Genomic DNA, 16,755 nt, shown 5'->3' with positions numbered 1-16,755 from the left:
GCGCTCTATTTTATGAAGTTTGCACTGCTTACATCGAATCACTATAATCGAGCCGTCCCGTTTGCTAAATATAGGATTTTGTTAAGCTAACACTATACGCCAAAATTTTTAAAAGGGAGTTCAGTTATGCTGGCCAAATTCGGTTCCTCTGATCTAAATCTGCAACTGCAAAGACACCGATTATTTTTATCTAAGCGGCACCTGGTTCTAACTATTGCTGTCTGTTTACTGGTGTTCACATACTGTATTAATACGGCAACTGCCGCGCCAATATCATCAGATTTACGAATTTCAACCCGCACAAATGCACTGAATACAAACGCTTTTGCCAATGGACTCAGTTTTGATGAAACCAATTCAGATGCAACCATTGGTAACGCTACTCACAGCGGCAGCCTGGTACAGACAATTGGAGGAACTTCCGTCATAACAGCGATTGACGACATCTCCATTTTGTCAGGTGTAAATCCGCTTGAAGGCATACTCACAGACACAAACGATAGTTGGGAAATACATTCAAACGTTAATGGAAGTTTTTCTGGCACCAGCGCGGAAACACCCGAAAACATATACGACCTTTTCTTTGGCCTGGAAAATTTGTCAGCCACAGATATTATGCAAGTCACCATTTCGCTGGATTTTGATAACCGCGTAAACACCAGCGGAGCAGATGCCTTTGCTGCGTCGGAAATCATACTTTATGACGGCCCCTCCATTGCCACAAACGAATTGTTTTTCTCGGATATTGAATCAGATACTGTTTTTGGTAATCGGTTTAATAGTGGCAACCGCACGGGCGATTTTGGTGGTCTGCTTAATGATGCTGACATTTTTCAGCATACTGTAACGCTTAACCCGGGCGATATTTTCGATTTTCATCTCTTTCATTTGATTGAAGGTAGTGCCTCCGCAGCCGGTTCCAGTTATTCCGCCTCAATGGATGCCACCGTTTCATTCTCTTCGGCAAATAATACAAGTCCACCGCCTACACCGATTTCGGAACCAACCCTATTATTATTACTTAGTACAGGTCTGCTTGGCTTCATTTGTAAACGCAGGATCAAATAATAATCGTGGTCAATTAAGTTGACTGGCAATGAATGAACACTTTTTTATAAAACTAGAAAGGAGTATTTCATGGTATCGCATATCTTTCGTTCAGCACTGTTAATTGCTTTTTCTATTTCACTGTTGCTGGGTATTCTGGCCAGTAACAAAGCACAAGCATGCAGCAGCGATCCCATGCTTGGAAGTATGTGTGTTTTTGCTGGAAATTTCGCACCTCGCGGATGGGCTCTGGCAAATGGACAGATAATGCCCATCTCCGAGAATCAGGCACTTTTTTCAATATTGGGAACAACATATGGAGGTGACGGACGCACAACATTTGCGCTACCGGATACTCGAGGGCGCACAATCATCGGTGCAGGACATGGAACGGGACTGTCTAATTACACACTTGGAGAAAAAGGTGGCGCTGAGTCCGTTACATTAACCCAGTCACAGCTTCCGGTTATTACACCTACCGCTACTGTTCACGCACAAAGTGGTAACGTCAGCACTGGCTCCCCAGTTAATAATGTCTGGGCAACGGATGGTCGCCAGAACCTCTATTCAAATACTGCGCCCGATGTCGCCATGAATCCTGGGGCCGTCACAATCAATTCTTTTGGCGGTGATGAAAGCCATGAAAACAGATCGCCATATATCGCGATGAATTGGATCATAGCCTTGCAGGGCTTTTACCCTTCCCGCAACTAAAATGACAACTGTACAATAAAACGCAGCTGCCGGTTCTAAAACCGGCAGTTCCTGTGATTGATATATATATACATATAACCGGTATTTAATGTCCCAGGTGTTAAAAACATCGAATATTTTTATCTCTATCTTTAAAATTTGTATCGGACTAATCTGGACTTCAGGTCTGTTTGCCCAGCAGTCCCCGGCCACAGTACTGGCTGAAGCGCAACAGCAACTGGCAAGAGGCGAGTACGAATCAGCGTACCAATCATTCTTTTACCACGCACAACATCAAAACAACCCACTGGCTCAATTTTCCCTGGGCCTATTCCATCAAAACGGCTGGAGCGTAGAAGCTGATCCCAGAATTGCCTGTTACTGGTATGAAAAAGCGGCAAAAGGCGAGATTCCGACAGCCAGCCACTTTATGGCGGAATGTCTGCAAAATGGAGTGCACCAGCCCGTTGATTATGCCGCTGCCTTGCGTTGGTATTTGAAAGCGGCTGAACTTGGCCATCATATTTCCTTGTGCTCTGCCGCAGAATTAATGATGCAGGGAAAGGACAAAACAAAGAATCCTCAACACGCTTTGGAACAGTGCAGACAAGTTGCGTTGGCGGGCTCTATTCCTGCGCAACTAAAAATGGGACAGATTTATTTATCTGGTAACGCAGCAGTTCACGATCCGAAGCAAGCCATTGTCTGGTTCAATTACGCAGCTGAGAGAGGGTCCCTGGAAGCCTTTTACTATCTTGGTAATGTCTTTCTGAATTACTCAAAGGATCATGCAACTGCGTTGAAATGGTTTGAAACTGCAGCAGGCCGGGGATACATAACCGCCTATTTTCCAACCGCCCGACTTTATTTCAATGCACCAGTATCTGAAAAGACACAAATGCCAGTCGCAGAGAATCTGGCAAAAGCCTATTTATGGCTGTCAGCAACTATTCAGGTATCGAAAAACCGGACTGAATTAAAAAATGCAGGAAAAATGCTCAAAAAAGTCGTACGGATCATGCCGGAAAGCTGGAAAATTGATCTCGATCAGAAACTTAACCAGCATCTCGCAACGTTTCATCCATAAGAACATTTCTGTTGATAAGACAGCCTCTCAGACGATGGTGCATTTTCGATAGCTAGCCTGTTAACCGTTTAAACCGGTAACGGTTCCACGCCGTAAAGGCAATGTCGGAGCGATTACCGGCTTAAACTGAGACAACTGAAGCTTACGCTGTCCGCCAATTTGGAATAACGCAAGCCGTTTGAATTGACTTCTTAATATCCACCGCTGGATCTTGCTTTTTCCTCGATGTCATCACTGGCATCTTCAACTTCATCACCGGCGTCTTCGAGCGCATCTCCCAGCTCTTCCATTGTCTCGTCTGCCCCCTCCATGGCGCTATCCATGGCCTCTTTTGTATCTTCAGCAGCAGTGTCCAGTTTGCTGTCAACCTCGTCAGTGGCGTCACTCAAGGCTTCTTTAGTATCTTCAATGGTCTGATCAATCGACTCGCCCATACTTTCCGCTGAGTCCTGATCAGCACAGCCCACCATAAAGAAAGCTAAAGTAACAAACAACAGTATCCAAAATACTCTTTTCATACTCGTTCCTCCTCATCCTTTGTTAAGAATTGTCACAACGTGTGCCAGCACATTTAAAGAACGATATAACCACAACTGCTTGTCCGAAACAGACATAAATTCACTCAGCACACATTACATTTTCATCTTAACATCCACTTTTTATTTCAGTCCAATTTTTATTTCAGTAAATTCACAATGTGATGTCCGATCATCGTCGTTGCTTTGTACCAAATTAAAAATCCGGACTACTCAACACCGCCATTTTTTATACGATAATCTTTAAAAGCACCCCCATACAAACCAGGACAGCTTTCTAAGCTTTGAAACTAGTCAATACTCATACCTACCCTCCAAATCCTTAAAAAAGTGTAAACGGTTTAATATCTTGGACCATAATAGATAAAATAACGGATAAGACGAGCGGACACTGCTAAGGATAAACATAACTTGCTTGAACACCAAGCGGCAGGCCCACAAACGCATACAACAACAAAAATAGCGTCCACATTACAAGAAAAGCTATTGAATATGGAAGCATCATCGCTGTTACTGTTCCAATTCCTGCGTGTTTAACGTAGCGTTGGCAGTACACAACCACGAGTGGGAAATACGGCAGCAACGGCGTAATGATATTGGTGCTTGAATCACCGATACGGTACGCAGCTTGTGTCAAATCAGGCGAAATACCGAGTTGCATCATCATCGGCACAAAAATCGGTGCAAGCAATCCCCATTTTGCACTGGATGAACCTACAAACAGATTGATGAATCCAGTAATCAGAACTACGCCGATAATGGTAATCGTCGACGGCAATGCCAAGGCTTTTAATACTGCCCCACCTTGCAAAGCAAGCAGAACACCAAGATTCGACTGTCCAAATGCATATACAAACTGGGCTATAAAAAACATGATGACAAGATAATAAGCCATCTGATGCATGGCTTTTGTCATTCCATCAATGATATCTTTGGCGCTCTTCACCGTACCAGCCACAATTCCATAAACACAACCCGGTATAACAAACATCAGGAAAATCAATGAAACAATGGAACGCATGATCGGGGCAGAGCCGGATGTAAGATCGCCCGAGGCATCCCGCCATGACGAATCGGACGGCCAGGCTGTAGCGATAAAGACAGCAATGCTCAACAGAAAAATTAATCCGGCTGCACGCAAACCTTTGTGTTCTGCAGGTTGCAGTGCCCGCATATCGGTAAGCCCGCCAGAATCGCCGGCATATTCGATATGCCGCAGGCGTGGCTCAACGATCTTCTCAGTCACATACCATCCAAGCCCGACAATCAAAACGGAAGAAGCAGATGTAAAAAAATAATTGTTGAGCGGATTCAACACAACATCGGGATCAAGAATCCGGGCTCCTGCCTGCGACAGACCCTGCAATAACGGATCAAGCGATGAAGGTAAGAAATTTGCTGAAAAACCACCTGAAACGCCTGCAAAGGCAGCAGCTATCCCGGTCAACGGGTGCCTTCCTGCAGCATAAAATATGACACCGCCCAGCGGTATGACTAGCACGTAGCCTGCATCGACAGCGGAATGACTGATGATGCCAGCGCAAATGACCATGGGGGTCAGAAAACGTTTGGATGTAACGCTTAACAAAGCCCGTAATGCAGAATTGATGAAACCAGTGTGTTCAGCAACACCAATTCCCATCATTGCCACAAGCACCACACCTACCGGATGAAAGTGCGAAAAATTTGTCACCATAACCGACAGAAATTCGGTTAATGCTGCACCAGACAACTGGTTATGGATAACGAGCGGGTCTTCAGTACGTGGGTCAATGACATCGAACGATATGTACGAAAACAGCCACGACAATAGCCAGATAGTAAGCAGCAATCCTACAAACAGGATTGCCGGATCGGGCAACCTGTTGCCTGCCCGTTCGACGGCTTCAAGCATACGGACGGAAAAGCCAAGTTTTTTCTTTTGCATATCCTCGGGCATGCCTATCCTTTGTTATCATTTTTGAATCTCTGGCTCGCCAACAGTTCAGGCCACCAGTTGTTTATCTACAGACCTTGTATATGACAAACTGTTAATAAAACAAGACAGTTCTGGGCACTAATCAGCTTATGTTTGCTACAGGCAGTACTCTGCAATCAAATCAGTCAGAATATCCACGCATGGCCGGATGTTAGACAATTCAAGATATTCATTGGGCTGATGTGCCTGGGCGATATTACCTGGACCCAGGATGACAGTTTCAATGCCAAGCTGTGTCAGGTAGGGACCTTCGGTACAGAATGCAACAGCATGTGATTCAGCATGAGTGTACTGTTCACAGCTTTTGACAATTGGCGACTCTTTGGGCGTCAGCATTGGAGGCGTACCCTGTTTTAACGGAAATAACTCCCATTGTATCTCCGTATTCGCGAGCAGGGTCTTTAAGCGTGAATTCAACTCATGATGAACCGATTGAATGTCCATATCTGGCAACAAACGGATATCGAAATGAACCTCACATTGGTCACAGATACGGTTGGGATTATCACCGCCATGAATATGGCCAAGATTCAAGGTCGGTACCGGAATAGTGAATCGTTTATCCTGATAGCGACTCTGCAAATCGTCTCGCCAGCGCAATAATTCTCCAAGTACCAGATGCATGGGTTCCATTGCATTCAAACCCAGTGCCGGATTACTGGAATGTCCACCACGTCCGATCAGCCGGATACCGTTCATAATCATGCCTTTATGAGCGTTGACCGGTCTGAGTCCTGTAGGTTCGCCAATAACAGCATAACGCGCCGGCAGTGGTTTCTGCGCCAGCATGGCAGCCCCTTCCATTGAGCTCTCTTCATCGGCTGTTGCCAGAATGACCAGTGGCTGTTTAAATCGGGTGGCATCAAATTGTCTAAATGCCTCGATAACCAGAGCGAAAAAGCCTTTCATATCGGCCGTACCAAGTCCATACAAACGATTATCCTGCTCTGTCAACTGAAAGGGGTTAAACCGCCAAAACTTTTCTTCGCAAGGAACTGTGTCGGTATGACCGGCCAGCATCAATCCGTGAGGCATCGTCTTTCCCTGAACAGGCCCAATAGTTGCCACAAGATTGGCTTTATGCGGCTGCTCAGTCAATGGCATGACATCTATCGTAAAACCAATGGCTTCGAGCCAGGTTGCCAATAAATCGACCACTGCGCGATTGCTAGTGTCAAATGCGGGATTAACACTGCTCATGGATGGCAGGGCGATGAGCTGATGCAGCATGGTCATAAGATCAGGTGTGCTTTTTTTCATAATCGTTATCGACTTTCAGTTATGCCGTAAGCACTGTCCTTGAAACTACGCCTTCATGATTATTTCAGCTCAATTAAAAATGCAATCTTAGAACAGCGGTCAGGGATTGTTTGCAAGGGTTTCCAGGTATTCTACTTTTACTTTTCCGAGCCCTTGTTTATCCAGTCCTATTCTTTTTGCCGCGCCATGAGATAAATCAATCAAGCGGTTCCTCTTGAACGGCCCACGATCATTGACCACTACGTCCACCGATCGTCCGTTTCTCAAATTGGTTACACGGACTTTTGTTGGCAGCGGCAGCGTTTTATGCGCTGCGGTCAATCCCTGAGGATTAAATCGGACGCCCATTGCGGTACGGTTACCGGACTCAGATCCATACCAGGAGGCAATTCCACGCTCACTGTATCCAACAGCAGAACGCATCGGATGATAGGTTATGCCTCTGACAGTATAGGAACGATTATAAGGCGCATTGGTTGGAGAAGGCGCTTTGATCGCTGTGGTTCTCGGCATCGGTGCCTTCAAGGGTTGCGTACAACCTGAAAAAAAAACCGCAATTAGAATCAATAAACTGATTGAAAAAAAACTTTGGTTATTATTGCTTTCCGGGCGCCATGACAGCACTCGACAATTTAAAATTTGATTTAGGTTCATCTTCATTGAGAAATGCTCTCCGCACATCAATCAACATAGTTACTGTTTGTTATGCGCTTCTTTTACTACAGGTTTCGCCCCAAGATCAAGTAAATTCTGTGATGAATTATGTCGCCAGAGTAAGATAAAAATGATGAAGCCGGACAATCTGTGCTCTAAGATGGCCGATATCCCGGTTATTACGAACAATATCATCCGCTTTTTTTAGACGGAACTGGCGTTCAACCTGAGTCGCCATAACAGCCCTGACATCCGCAGCACTCAATTGACTGCGCGCCATGGTTCGAGTCACCTGTAATTGTTCATCGCAGTCAATAACTAGAATGCGCTGAACCAGGTGATCATAGTCTCCGGTTTCAAATAACAAGGGAACAACAACAATCACATATTGCGAGAGGGATCGTTGAATATGAGAAGAAACTTCAGCGAGAATAAGCGGATGCAACAGTTGTTCCAGTTTTTGACGGTCAGCGCCATCAGAAAAAATCAGCTGGCGCATTTTCTCCCGGTCAAGTGCACCATTTTCGGTAATATAGGCATCACCAAACAAATCGCATATTGCTGGAATAGCAGAGCCGCCGGATTTCGTCAGCAGACGTGAAATTTGATCAGTATCGATGACATCAACACCCAGCTCTGCGAAAATCTCACCCGCTGTGGATTTACCACTACCAATGCCACCAGTCAAACCTATGACAAACATGAAAAATTAGAATAGACCAAAATATGCGTGATTGATTTCCTGTCCCCAGAATAATGCAATAAGTGCGCCGCCGGCCAGATATGGACCAAAAGGAATCATAACGTCTTTGTTAAGCTTCGCGGCTATGATTAAACCAACACCTACAATAGCCCCAACAAGTGATGAAATCAGAATCACCAGCGGCAAAATGCTCCAACCAAGCCATGCACCGATAGCTGCCAGCAGTTTGAAGTCACCAAACCCCATACCTTCCTTACCCGTGATTAGTTTGAAAATCCAGAATACCACCCACAACGACAAATATCCTGCAACCGCACCTATCACTGCCGACTGGAGATTAGTAAATCCGTTTTGCATATTAACCAGTATACCCAGCCACAATAACGGTAATGTAATATCGTCGGGCAACAAGTGGGTGTCAATATCAATGGCAGCCAATGCAATAAGCGACCATACAAAAAAAAGAGCTGCGACCATCTGCCAGCCCCAGCCAAAATGCCATGCGACAAAACCGCTGATTACACCAGTGAATACTTCAATCATGGGATAACGCATGGATATCGGCGAACGACACTCCGAACAGCGTCCCTGCAAAAATAAATAGCTAAGGACAGGTATATTTTCCCAGAATGCAAGCTTGTGCTGGCAATGTGGACAATTCGAACGAGGGGTGGCCAGATTGAAAGCAGGACCAGCTTCAATCTGCTCTCCCCGGAATTCCGCACATTGTAGTTGCCAGCTTCTTTCAATCATCTTGGGCAGACGATAAATAACCACATTCAGAAAACTGCCGACCATCAAACCCAAAACGGCGGTCAGAGTGATCAATAATGAAGCGGACTCCTGTATTTGTACGATCATGGGCAATAAAAATGAATGTTAGGTGGCGCGATAAAGTTTATCCAACACAAAAAGTTACCCGCTAATCACAAACTGGCACCAATCTGCGGTGACTTGTATGACAACCGGTTTCCAGCACTTAACCAACTGCCATACCCATTTTAAAGATTGGCAGATACATAGCAACAACCATACCACCAATCAATGTTCCCAGCACCACCATAATCATCGGCTCCATCAGGCTTGATAGCGCTTCAACAGCATCGTCCACTTCAGCTTCATAAAAATCAGCAATTTTACTCAACATGGAATCCAGTGACCCCGCCTCTTCACCAATAGCGACCATTTGCAACACCATATGAGGAAATAATTCAGTACCCGCCATAGACGATGTCAGGGAATTACCTATACTCACTTCAACCTGAATTTTCTTAGTTGCCTCATAGTAGACATAATTACCCGCAGCACCAGCAACCGAATCGAGCGATTCAACAAGTGGCACCCCGGCTGCAAACATGGTTGACAGCGTCCGTGACCACCGGGCAATTGTCGCCTTGCGAATAACATTACCGAATATGGGCAATCTGAGCATCAATCGGTCAATAACCCGTTGCATGGCGGCTGAACGCTTCCAGGCATAAAAGAATGCATAAATACTGCCCCCGATTGAACCGAATATCGCCCACCAGTATTCAACAAAATAGTCTGAGATCGTCATAACAAATAATGTTGGTCCTGGCAAATCCGCACCGAAATTATCAAACAAATCTTTGAATGACGGAATTACAAAAATCATCATGATCGCAGTAATGATGAAAGCCACAACAATAATCGACAGCGGATAAAAAAGTGCGGATTTGATTTTTCCCTTGATGGCTTGGATTTTTTCTTTATATGTCGCCAGACGATCAAGCAAAGTATCGAGAATACCCGCCGCTTCGCCGGCACCGACAAGATTACAAAACAGATTATCGAAATACAGCGGATATTTGCGAAATGCATCGGCTAAATTGTTTCCGGTTTCTACATCGGTTTTAATATCCAGCAGTAGTTTTCTCATTGCCGGATTATCATGCCCCTTGCCAACGATATCAAAGGCCTGCAGCAATGGCACACCGGATTTCATCATGGTCGCTAGCTGCCGTGTAAATAGGGTGATATCCTTGTCCGTTATTTTTCCACCCGATTCATTGACTTTCTTGATTTTTGTAACCTTGATACCTTGACGGCGCAATGCCGATGTAACGACAACAGAACCGGCGGCACGCATTTCACCTTTGATCTGTTTGCCGGTTTTGTCCTTCCCTTCCCAGGAAAAATTGACTTCTTTGACCTTTTTATCTGTACGTGCTGTAACAGCGCCCATATTTACTCCTTAATATTGGGAATTCGAATTAATCAGCTGAGGATAACTGACTATTTTCGTTTCAATAGATGGCAGTATATACGGCACGATACCACGATAACTTAGAGATAAACCGACCCGGGAAATACTTCAGCACTGGATACGTACGTCTCGCTGCTATGAAAATCGTGCGCGGCCGGGTCAAACGGAATACGTCAGCGCTTTGCAGTCGGCTCCACTTCATTGTGTAAAATACCCGCAATCAATTTGGACTCTATTTCCAGATATTGTTTATTGTTATTGCGGGATGTTGAAGCCTCATGCCACGCAGGATTCTGGCGAAGCGTACTGATAAGATTCGACCAACCTTCAGGCAGCTTGATTTTTTCCGGCGTATCAACCTGCATCATGTCGTAAGCGGCATGCCCCCGATGCATCAGTTTTTCCAATAACTGCTTTTGACGCAGATACAATACCTGCAATGTATTCTCATCGACACAGAGCCATTGCGTGCCTCGCACTGACGCTTTGATTTCATCGCCATAACGCTTGAAAGTAGACCACCCTGCACCCGCGAGAGCACCTAGTGCACTTGCAGCACCCAGGCTTAAACCACCGACCATCAGATCAATACCTGCACCCGCTGCCGCACCCTTTGCTGCCGCACTACCGACATCGAGGCCATACGCTTTCATGATCCCAGGCGCAAAAATGTCCAGTTTCCATTGGCCGTTGCTAACCGGAATTTTCTGGATTGCAACGTCTTTTTCTGAAAAATTAAAAATTGACAGCAAATCTTTAAGACAGTTTTGTTCAGATTTCCTGACGTAATCGTGCAGTCTGTCTTCATTCAACGATTCAGCAATGTGGCCCGGCCTGACATTCTTGCTTTCTCGGTAGCTGGCCACACTGACAATCAATTCTGCAATACGTTTTGCGCCAGACAGGCAAAGCTGTTTCCAGACTTTGGCGCGATAGTCGATCAGTTTTTGCAGCGTGTCGTATTGTGTTTCGACCAGCGTTTGAATTTTCTGATATAAACGTTTCTCAGCTTCAAACGTAAAAGCAACTGTATCAAATTCAAGTGTTGTATGGATATTGTAGGCGGCTAGTTGTTCTCGCCAGTGATTCAGCTCCTGCCTGTGCTCAGCAATGAAGTTAAAAACCGGAATGATCGGTTTTGACGACCGCGTAAGTATCTCCAGTTCTACACGATATTTTTCCAGAAAAGGCTCACGTACATCAATGACATAGAGTAAAACATCACTGCGTAGAACCTGACGAATGACTTTTGCTTCCTGTTCCAGTGGATCGTGCATGGAGATATTCGTGACGAATTCCTCGAGAATATTCACAGGCGCAACCGATCTGGACTTACCACTCATTTTTTTCAAATGCGCATACAATGCATGTGTGTCTTCCAGTCCAGGCGTATCATGCAGGTTCAGAACAGGCAAATCACCCGCCGTAATCGTGGCCTGTTCCACATGACGTGTGGTTCCGGCTGCATCTTCTATCTCGCCGAATTCAGCGCTGCGCAACATAGTGCGAATTAATGATGTTTTACCGGTGTTGGTATGCCCGACGACAGCAATATTTAACAGGCGATGTGAGGGGTTTTCCATGATCATTTACTGAGTAATAACCTGCTCGGCAGGAATTCCGCAAGCCTGCGCCAGACGAAACCAGGCCTGTTCCCGACTTTGAGCGACGGGTAAAGCCGGATTTTTATTCAGCAGCACCAGCCAGGGGCTACATCGGGTAGCAGCAAGTAAATCATTGACGATACGCTGAATGCCCCGGTCTGGCAAACGATGCGCAGCAACACCAATGAGTAGAGATCCATTCAGTGATTTAACCAGTTGAAGCGCTTCCGCTTGTGTTTGCTGGTCAACAATATTCAGGTGGCAAACCACCGAACCAGGCCAGACAATTTTTTCGTCGAGTTCAATACCAACTGCAAATGCCTGCTGATCCGGGACTGTGTTGTTAACCGTGTCATAGTTTACTTCTGCCGGTTTCTTATTCGCCAGCGGATCGGCATCGATAATTTTAGGGCTGTCTTTACGCGTCATCAGGCGCTGGCGCAAATCGATGTAATATGGCAGATACAAATCCAATTTGAACCGGCGTTCAGACCACTTCAGCATTAATGCTGATAAAACAAGCAGCAACAAACGAGGAAACAGACCGTAAATCAACAGCACGCCAATTAAAAACCGCGCCCATGCGCTGCGTGTTTCTGCATCCTGCTCTACTATTCCCATCCTGCTTGCAGCAATCTGTTGGCTGTCAGGTATCTCAAAACCTATCAAGACCAGTGGCTTGCCTAATGATTCCGTCAGTCGGGGCAAGCTGTGTTCGGGTAGCAACGTGGTGCCCCAGATAAAATTATATTGCTTGGCCAACATAAGCAAGACCAGCAATACAAGTCCTGCAGCCAGATAAGTCAGCCAGAATTGATGAGTAAGTACACTGACACGCCACTTTCCAATAATGCCAGTCAGGCAGCTCTCCCACCAGGCAAGCCTTGCCAGTGATTCCGTAGTATCCTTTTCTTTTTTTCGAAAAGGCCACCAGCCAGCCAGTTGCGCTGCAACACCACTGCTCAGTCCCTGCAAATTCAATACAATGCCGGTCGTCCACAAAATCAGCGACAACAAATGAAAACCCAGCAGCACCGAAAGCAACCAGTAGATATTCAATGTTTGCGACGCACTGACAGCATTCCCTGCGGCCAGACAACCCAGAATCGCAGCAATGATCAGACAAACCAGACCAGCGCGTCTGAATTGTTGGCGCGGTTTTGCGATTGCCTCACCCAGCTCGTTATCACGAATCAGAGTGTTTGCACGTGTGGTCAGCCTTTGCGTAAAATCGGCATATTTGAAATCCGCCATAGATTGGCTTCTTATATCCGCCACACCAGCGTAGGACAGCTCTTCGGATTTTACAGCTTCTATGGTGCGCATCTGTTCAACACGCACCAGATCATCGAATGAATTTTTTTTGACTGACATCGAATAAAAAAAATAACAGCAAATAAAAAAACCGGTTATGACTATTGATCAACCATAAATTTTAGCGACCGTACAAATGCAAGGAATCAGCAAACCGGCATAAAATTGACAGACATTATCAGAAGAAAATAAGATGACGGTACCCATCACACATATGGACTAAATTTTTAGACTCATAGTTATCGAACACTTCATGAAGCCAGTTGCCATTTTCAGATATCTGCCCATAGAAGGGCCCGGCTATTTTGCCACATTTCTCGACAACAATCATATTCCGTGGGAATTGATAAAAATCGATGCAGGCACAGAAATGCCGATTGATGCGGAACCGTACAGCGGATTGGTTTTTATGGGCGGCCCGATGAGTGTCAATGATGATTTACCCTGGATTGAGCCAACGCTGAACTTAATCCGGCAGGCAGTGGCACGGGAGAAACCCGTTCTGGGACATTGTCTGGGTGGTCAGCTAATAGCCAAGGCCCTTGGCGGTGTTGTTACACAGAATGCTCGCAAGGAAATGGGCTGGGGCGACGTCCAGGTAGCGCAAAACCCGGTAGCTCGTGCGTGGTTCAATGATATATCAGAATTTGAAACCTTCCACTGGCATGGTGAAACCTTCAGTTTGCCAGAAGGAGCCACTTGTATTCTTTCCAGCCCACACTGCGAAAACCAGGCCTTTGCCATCGGTATTCACCTGGGTATGCAGTGCCATGTTGAAATGACCGAGCGCATGGTTAAAGACTGGAGCGATGTCAATTTCCAGGAAATCATTCAAATGGATGAGCCGACTGTCCAGTCTCCAGCGGAGATGGAAAAAAATCTGACTGAGCGTGTAATAAAGCTCAATAATATTGCCGACCGGCTGTACGCAAAGTGGATCACGGCTTTAAAATAGCACGTACCAGACTGATATGGATTTCAGTCCAGATCCTGTCCCATCAGCAACGACATGAATTTTTTCCTCGTTTCACCGGAAGCATCACGGTATAGCGTATATTTAGCGTGTTGTTCAGGCTGCGCCATGTCTATCTCGATACCCCAGAGTGGCGCCAGCGTCATGGGAAGATTGGAATATCGCACATCAATCAACACCTCAGCATGCTCTGGCTGCCCAGTCCAGAGAGCCACCAGACCATCAGAAAAATGCGTGAACCGTTCAATATCGCCAGCCAGAACGGATGAAACCGGCAATTCACGCATATCACGTGAAAAGTCAAACAATTCAATTGAATCTCCAGGATAAACTCGCACATCAGAAAACAGTCCAACGCGCACCGCATCGACATACAACTGCCCATCGAACTGATAAATCGAACGCCACAGCACCAGATTTGCCAGAGTCGGCTTGACCAGCAGACGCTCGATCGTATGTCCTCTTTCAACCGCCAGCTTTTCAGCGATGCTTTCTGCACGCTGCAACTGCATCCAGCCAAACGACAAATAAACCGCCGCCAGCAACAATCCGACACGCGCCGCAGTAACTGCATATTTCCTGAAAGCGACCACAACCGCAGTCAGAAGAATTAAAGTAAACACCGGATCAATAACCGAAATCATATTGAGCGCTATGCGCGCATCACTAAGCGGCCACAACAAATGCGTACCATAACTGGTAAACGCGTCAAGCACCCCACTTAGACAGTACCCAAGAAACGCAAACAAATAAATACGCGCAAACGGCAAACGCTTGCGTAAAAATGGCCATAACAGCAAAGTCGCGATTAACGCGCCAAATGGAATAAAAAAAATGGAATGCGTGAAATGCCGGTGAAACTCGATATTCAGCAAAGGATCGTTCTCTGACCGGATCAAGATATCCGCATCAGCAATTAATCCGGCAAAAAAACCCACGCCCGCAGCTAGACGCACGTCATCACGCCGCGCTCCCGACTGTGCCATACCTGCACCAAGCAACCCTTGTGTTAATAAATCCATCGTCTATGAATGAGTAGATACATAACAAAATTCTAATTCTGAGACTTAAAAATGTAAGTATATACGTTATAACACACGAAGATACGTGCAAAATCTGCACAAAAGCAAATCAACTATTTACCCGCCCTACCACAAACAACTATAATAATGGATTATTTAAAACGCACGCCAGAAAAGCTGTTGTAGCTCAGTTGGTAGAGCAACTGATTCGTAATCAGTAGGTCGGAGGTTCGACTCCTCTCAACAGCACCATAAATCAATAACTTACGATACATCAAGACAGAAATTAAAGCGTAACGTAGCCAAAACGTAACCAAGATTCGGAATTGATGTTAATCAAAATCTTGCGGTGATGGCACACCCAATTGATCGTACTGGGGCTCTAGTTTCAAAGTGCGCGCGAGATAATCATCTTCAGCCGCCTCCCACTCAGCATCAAGCCGATCCTTTTTTGATTTTGTGATGGCTTCGCCACAACCATAAACAAGCAACGTGAATAAAACCACGGCAAAAATAATAAACATACATTTTCTCCTTACTTTGTGTTTACAAACCTTGCTACCAGACTATGGCGTCAATTTCCGGTTTCGTTGTTATCAGCGGGTCCATAATCTGTGCGCGTAAATTTTGTTTTTTGATGTATTGCGTTTGATAGTGATCGCCCAATTCCAGGATCATTGCCAGCGCATCGGTCAGTGGAATATCGGTATGCACGACGTTATCGTAATCAACGATTACCGGCATTTCTGTCTGGCCTTTCAATTCAGCGAGATCGTAGGCAGATTTGAAACGCTGGATGTCAGCTATGTCGCAATCCATCTTGATGCCGGTTTGTGTTGTCACAAAACCATCCTTAATTTCGGCAAAAAAATCAGTGCTAATGCGCCTCACGGCTTGCAATTTATAATGATCAATAGGCGTTTCAGGAATTGATTCACTGAATGTCTCGCCTGCCTGTAGATCCGATTCCGATTCAACACGACGCCAGTTAATACCATCTGCTGCAATTGCGTATCCCATATCTTTATATCCTGAATCCTGCTAATCTGCCGGCAAACGTTGTTCCAGCCGTGTTGTGGCTTAATGAGCAGCCTAACGTACTACCAAGCGTTACCGGGACATACATAAACTCTATCGAATCCTTTCTCGTGATTGACTGGTTATCACCATTGATTGACGTGATTTTCGCAACGACAGATCCGTCATCACCAGTCACAGTCAAAGCGGCCTCACCTACAGAGCCTTCAAAACCGACCGATATTACGCATTCCTTGGTAATAACTGGAGGAACAGGAAGGTTGGCACTTAACGTATTGGCCACGGCGATCTGAAATATTTCCCAACCAGTACCGTAGCAGCGAATGTAATTTCCCCTTTGTACGAAACTCAGGAAATTTGACGCTGATCGGTTTGAACAACCGATCAGCGCCTTGTATGTGTACCCTGATGGCATAGTTGGATTGGTATTGCTGAGTGACAGCAATAGCTTTGTATTCACCACACCATCGGATATCGCCCAAATGTAATACCAGTTTGATGTTGTCAGCGAGCCGGTATCCAGTCCGTTAACACCCGAGGTGGCAGGGTTAAGCGTTTCCGATACGCCAGTAGCCAGGAATGACGAACCAATCGCGTTTTTAAGCACGATTTCGTCAGC

Annotated in this window: 17 protein-coding genes and 1 tRNA gene; 5 read left to right on the top strand and 13 right to left on the bottom strand. The window is 45.7% G+C overall.

The features are described from left to right. Nucleotides 1–126 precede the first annotated feature (126 nt). From BMX44_RS07850 to BMX44_RS07840, 3 genes are all read left to right on the top strand, one after another. Nucleotides 127–1,068: a hypothetical protein gene (locus BMX44_RS07850; RefSeq protein WP_090630859.1), complete on the top strand. Its 942-nt coding sequence runs from the start codon at nt 127–129 to the stop codon at nt 1,066–1,068. A gap of 69 nt (nt 1,069–1,137) precedes the next feature. Next, on the top strand, nt 1,138–1,761 hold the full coding sequence (locus BMX44_RS07845; protein WP_090630856.1) for a phage tail protein: 624 nt from the start codon (nt 1,138–1,140) through the stop codon (nt 1,759–1,761). 88 nt (nt 1,762–1,849) lie between these two features. Then, on the top strand, nt 1,850–2,827 hold the full coding sequence (locus BMX44_RS07840) for a tetratricopeptide repeat protein (RefSeq protein ID WP_090630853.1): 978 nt from the start codon (nt 1,850–1,852) through the stop codon (nt 2,825–2,827). A 191-nt stretch (nt 2,828–3,018) separates the two neighbouring features. Here BMX44_RS07840 and BMX44_RS07835 read toward each other — a convergent pair whose 3' ends face one another. From BMX44_RS07835 to BMX44_RS07795, 9 genes are all read right to left on the bottom strand, one after another. Continuing rightward, nucleotides 3,019–3,345, bottom strand: coding sequence for a frataxin family protein (locus BMX44_RS07835; protein ID WP_090630850.1), 327 nt, complete (start codon nt 3,343–3,345; stop codon nt 3,019–3,021). Nucleotides 3,346–3,757: 412 nt separating this feature from the next. Continuing rightward, a complete protein-coding gene (locus BMX44_RS07830) occupies nt 3,758–5,302 on the bottom strand; it encodes an AbgT family transporter (RefSeq protein ID WP_218143934.1) in 1,545 nt (514 codons plus the stop codon). A 135-nt stretch (nt 5,303–5,437) separates the two neighbouring features. Next, nucleotides 5,438–6,601 carry an acetylornithine deacetylase gene (gene argE, locus BMX44_RS07825; protein ID WP_090630847.1) on the bottom strand — a complete coding sequence of 388 codons (1,164 nt, stop codon included), beginning with the start codon at nt 6,599–6,601 and terminating at the stop codon, nt 5,438–5,440. Between the two features lie 99 nt (nt 6,602–6,700). Beyond that, a complete protein-coding gene (locus tag BMX44_RS07820; protein WP_245738869.1) occupies nt 6,701–7,114 on the bottom strand; it encodes a septal ring lytic transglycosylase RlpA family protein in 414 nt (137 codons plus the stop codon). Between the two features lie 247 nt (nt 7,115–7,361). Further along, nucleotides 7,362–7,958, bottom strand: coding sequence for a dephospho-CoA kinase (gene coaE, locus BMX44_RS07815; protein WP_090630841.1), 597 nt, complete (start codon nt 7,956–7,958; stop codon nt 7,362–7,364). A gap of 6 nt (nt 7,959–7,964) precedes the next feature. After that, the gene (locus BMX44_RS07810; RefSeq protein WP_090630838.1) at nt 7,965–8,819 is read right to left on the bottom strand and encodes a prepilin peptidase; all 855 of its coding nucleotides are present in this window, start codon (nt 8,817–8,819) and stop codon (nt 7,965–7,967) included. A 118-nt stretch (nt 8,820–8,937) separates the two neighbouring features. Next, entirely contained in the window at nt 8,938–10,164 is a 1,227-nt protein-coding gene (locus BMX44_RS07805) for a type II secretion system F family protein (RefSeq protein ID WP_090630835.1), read from the bottom strand. Between the two features lie 194 nt (nt 10,165–10,358). Next, the gene (locus BMX44_RS07800; RefSeq protein WP_245738868.1) at nt 10,359–11,768 is read right to left on the bottom strand and encodes a GTPase/DUF3482 domain-containing protein; all 1,410 of its coding nucleotides are present in this window, start codon (nt 11,766–11,768) and stop codon (nt 10,359–10,361) included. 6 nt (nt 11,769–11,774) lie between these two features. Further along, nucleotides 11,775–13,163 carry a DUF2868 domain-containing protein gene (locus BMX44_RS07795; RefSeq protein WP_090630830.1) on the bottom strand — a complete coding sequence of 463 codons (1,389 nt, stop codon included), beginning with the start codon at nt 13,161–13,163 and terminating at the stop codon, nt 11,775–11,777. 193 nt (nt 13,164–13,356) lie between these two features. On the opposite strand from BMX44_RS07795, the gene BMX44_RS07790 reads away from it, so the two are divergent. Then, nucleotides 13,357–14,058: a type 1 glutamine amidotransferase gene (locus BMX44_RS07790; protein ID WP_090630827.1), complete on the top strand. Its 702-nt coding sequence runs from the start codon at nt 13,357–13,359 to the stop codon at nt 14,056–14,058. A gap of 23 nt (nt 14,059–14,081) precedes the next feature. On the opposite strand, the gene BMX44_RS07785 is transcribed toward BMX44_RS07790, so the two are convergent. Beyond that, a complete protein-coding gene (locus tag BMX44_RS07785) occupies nt 14,082–15,098 on the bottom strand; it encodes a metal-dependent hydrolase (protein ID WP_090630824.1) in 1,017 nt (338 codons plus the stop codon). Between the two features lie 176 nt (nt 15,099–15,274). Between BMX44_RS07785 and BMX44_RS07780 the strand changes: the two genes are divergently transcribed. After that, nucleotides 15,275–15,350 (top strand) — tRNA-Thr (locus BMX44_RS07780). An 80-nt stretch (nt 15,351–15,430) separates the two neighbouring features. Here the strand turns inward: BMX44_RS07780 and BMX44_RS07775 are convergent. From BMX44_RS07775 to BMX44_RS16795, 3 genes are all read right to left on the bottom strand, one after another. After that, nucleotides 15,431–15,622: a hypothetical protein gene (locus BMX44_RS07775; RefSeq protein ID WP_090630821.1), complete on the bottom strand. Its 192-nt coding sequence runs from the start codon at nt 15,620–15,622 to the stop codon at nt 15,431–15,433. Between the two features lie 34 nt (nt 15,623–15,656). Beyond that, on the bottom strand, nt 15,657–16,118 hold the full coding sequence (locus BMX44_RS07770) for a DUF4376 domain-containing protein (RefSeq protein ID WP_090630818.1): 462 nt from the start codon (nt 16,116–16,118) through the stop codon (nt 15,657–15,659). A gap of 4 nt (nt 16,119–16,122) precedes the next feature. Next, the coding region (locus BMX44_RS16795; RefSeq protein WP_218143933.1) for a phage major tropism determinant at nt 16,123–16,755 on the bottom strand (633 nt) is incomplete at its 5' end.

The organism is Nitrosomonas marina (assembly GCF_900110145.1).
In the GTDB taxonomy this organism is placed as follows: domain Bacteria; phylum Pseudomonadota; class Gammaproteobacteria; order Burkholderiales; family Nitrosomonadaceae; genus Nitrosomonas; species Nitrosomonas marina.
The sequence above is the reverse complement of the archived record's forward strand: the minus strand, read 5'-3'. Positions and strand labels throughout refer to the sequence as shown.

Excerpts from the sequence above, each read along its gene's own strand:
- BMX44_RS07850 (WP_090630859.1), top strand. The coding sequence starts at position 127 with ATGCTGGCCAAATTCGGTTCCTCTGATCTAAATCTGCAACTGCAAAGA.
- BMX44_RS07845 (WP_090630856.1), top strand. The coding sequence starts at position 1,138 with ATGGTATCGCATATCTTTCGTTCAGCACTGTTAATTGCTTTTTCTATT.
- BMX44_RS07840 (WP_090630853.1), top strand. The coding sequence starts at position 1,850 with ATGTCCCAGGTGTTAAAAACATCGAATATTTTTATCTCTATCTTTAAA.
- BMX44_RS07835 (WP_090630850.1), bottom strand. The coding sequence starts at position 3,345 with ATGAAAAGAGTATTTTGGATACTGTTGTTTGTTACTTTAGCTTTCTTT.
- BMX44_RS07830 (WP_218143934.1), bottom strand. The coding sequence starts at position 5,302 with ATGCCCGAGGATATGCAAAAGAAAAAACTTGGCTTTTCCGTCCGTATG.
- argE (WP_090630847.1), bottom strand. The coding sequence starts at position 6,601 with ATGAAAAAAAGCACACCTGATCTTATGACCATGCTGCATCAGCTCATC.
- BMX44_RS07820 (WP_245738869.1), bottom strand. The coding sequence starts at position 7,114 with ATGCCGAGAACCACAGCGATCAAAGCGCCTTCTCCAACCAATGCGCCT.
- coaE (WP_090630841.1), bottom strand. The coding sequence starts at position 7,958 with ATGTTTGTCATAGGTTTGACTGGTGGCATTGGTAGTGGTAAATCCACA.
- BMX44_RS07810 (WP_090630838.1), bottom strand. The coding sequence starts at position 8,819 with ATGATCGTACAAATACAGGAGTCCGCTTCATTATTGATCACTCTGACC.
- BMX44_RS07805 (WP_090630835.1), bottom strand. The coding sequence starts at position 10,164 with ATGGGCGCTGTTACAGCACGTACAGATAAAAAGGTCAAAGAAGTCAAT.
- BMX44_RS07800 (WP_245738868.1), bottom strand. The coding sequence starts at position 11,768 with ATGGAAAACCCCTCACATCGCCTGTTAAATATTGCTGTCGTCGGGCAT.
- BMX44_RS07795 (WP_090630830.1), bottom strand. The coding sequence starts at position 13,163 with ATGTCAGTCAAAAAAAATTCATTCGATGATCTGGTGCGTGTTGAACAG.
- BMX44_RS07790 (WP_090630827.1), top strand. The coding sequence starts at position 13,357 with ATGAAGCCAGTTGCCATTTTCAGATATCTGCCCATAGAAGGGCCCGGC.
- BMX44_RS07785 (WP_090630824.1), bottom strand. The coding sequence starts at position 15,098 with ATGGATTTATTAACACAAGGGTTGCTTGGTGCAGGTATGGCACAGTCG.
- BMX44_RS07775 (WP_090630821.1), bottom strand. The coding sequence starts at position 15,622 with ATGTTTATTATTTTTGCCGTGGTTTTATTCACGTTGCTTGTTTATGGT.
- BMX44_RS07770 (WP_090630818.1), bottom strand. The coding sequence starts at position 16,118 with ATGGGATACGCAATTGCAGCAGATGGTATTAACTGGCGTCGTGTTGAA.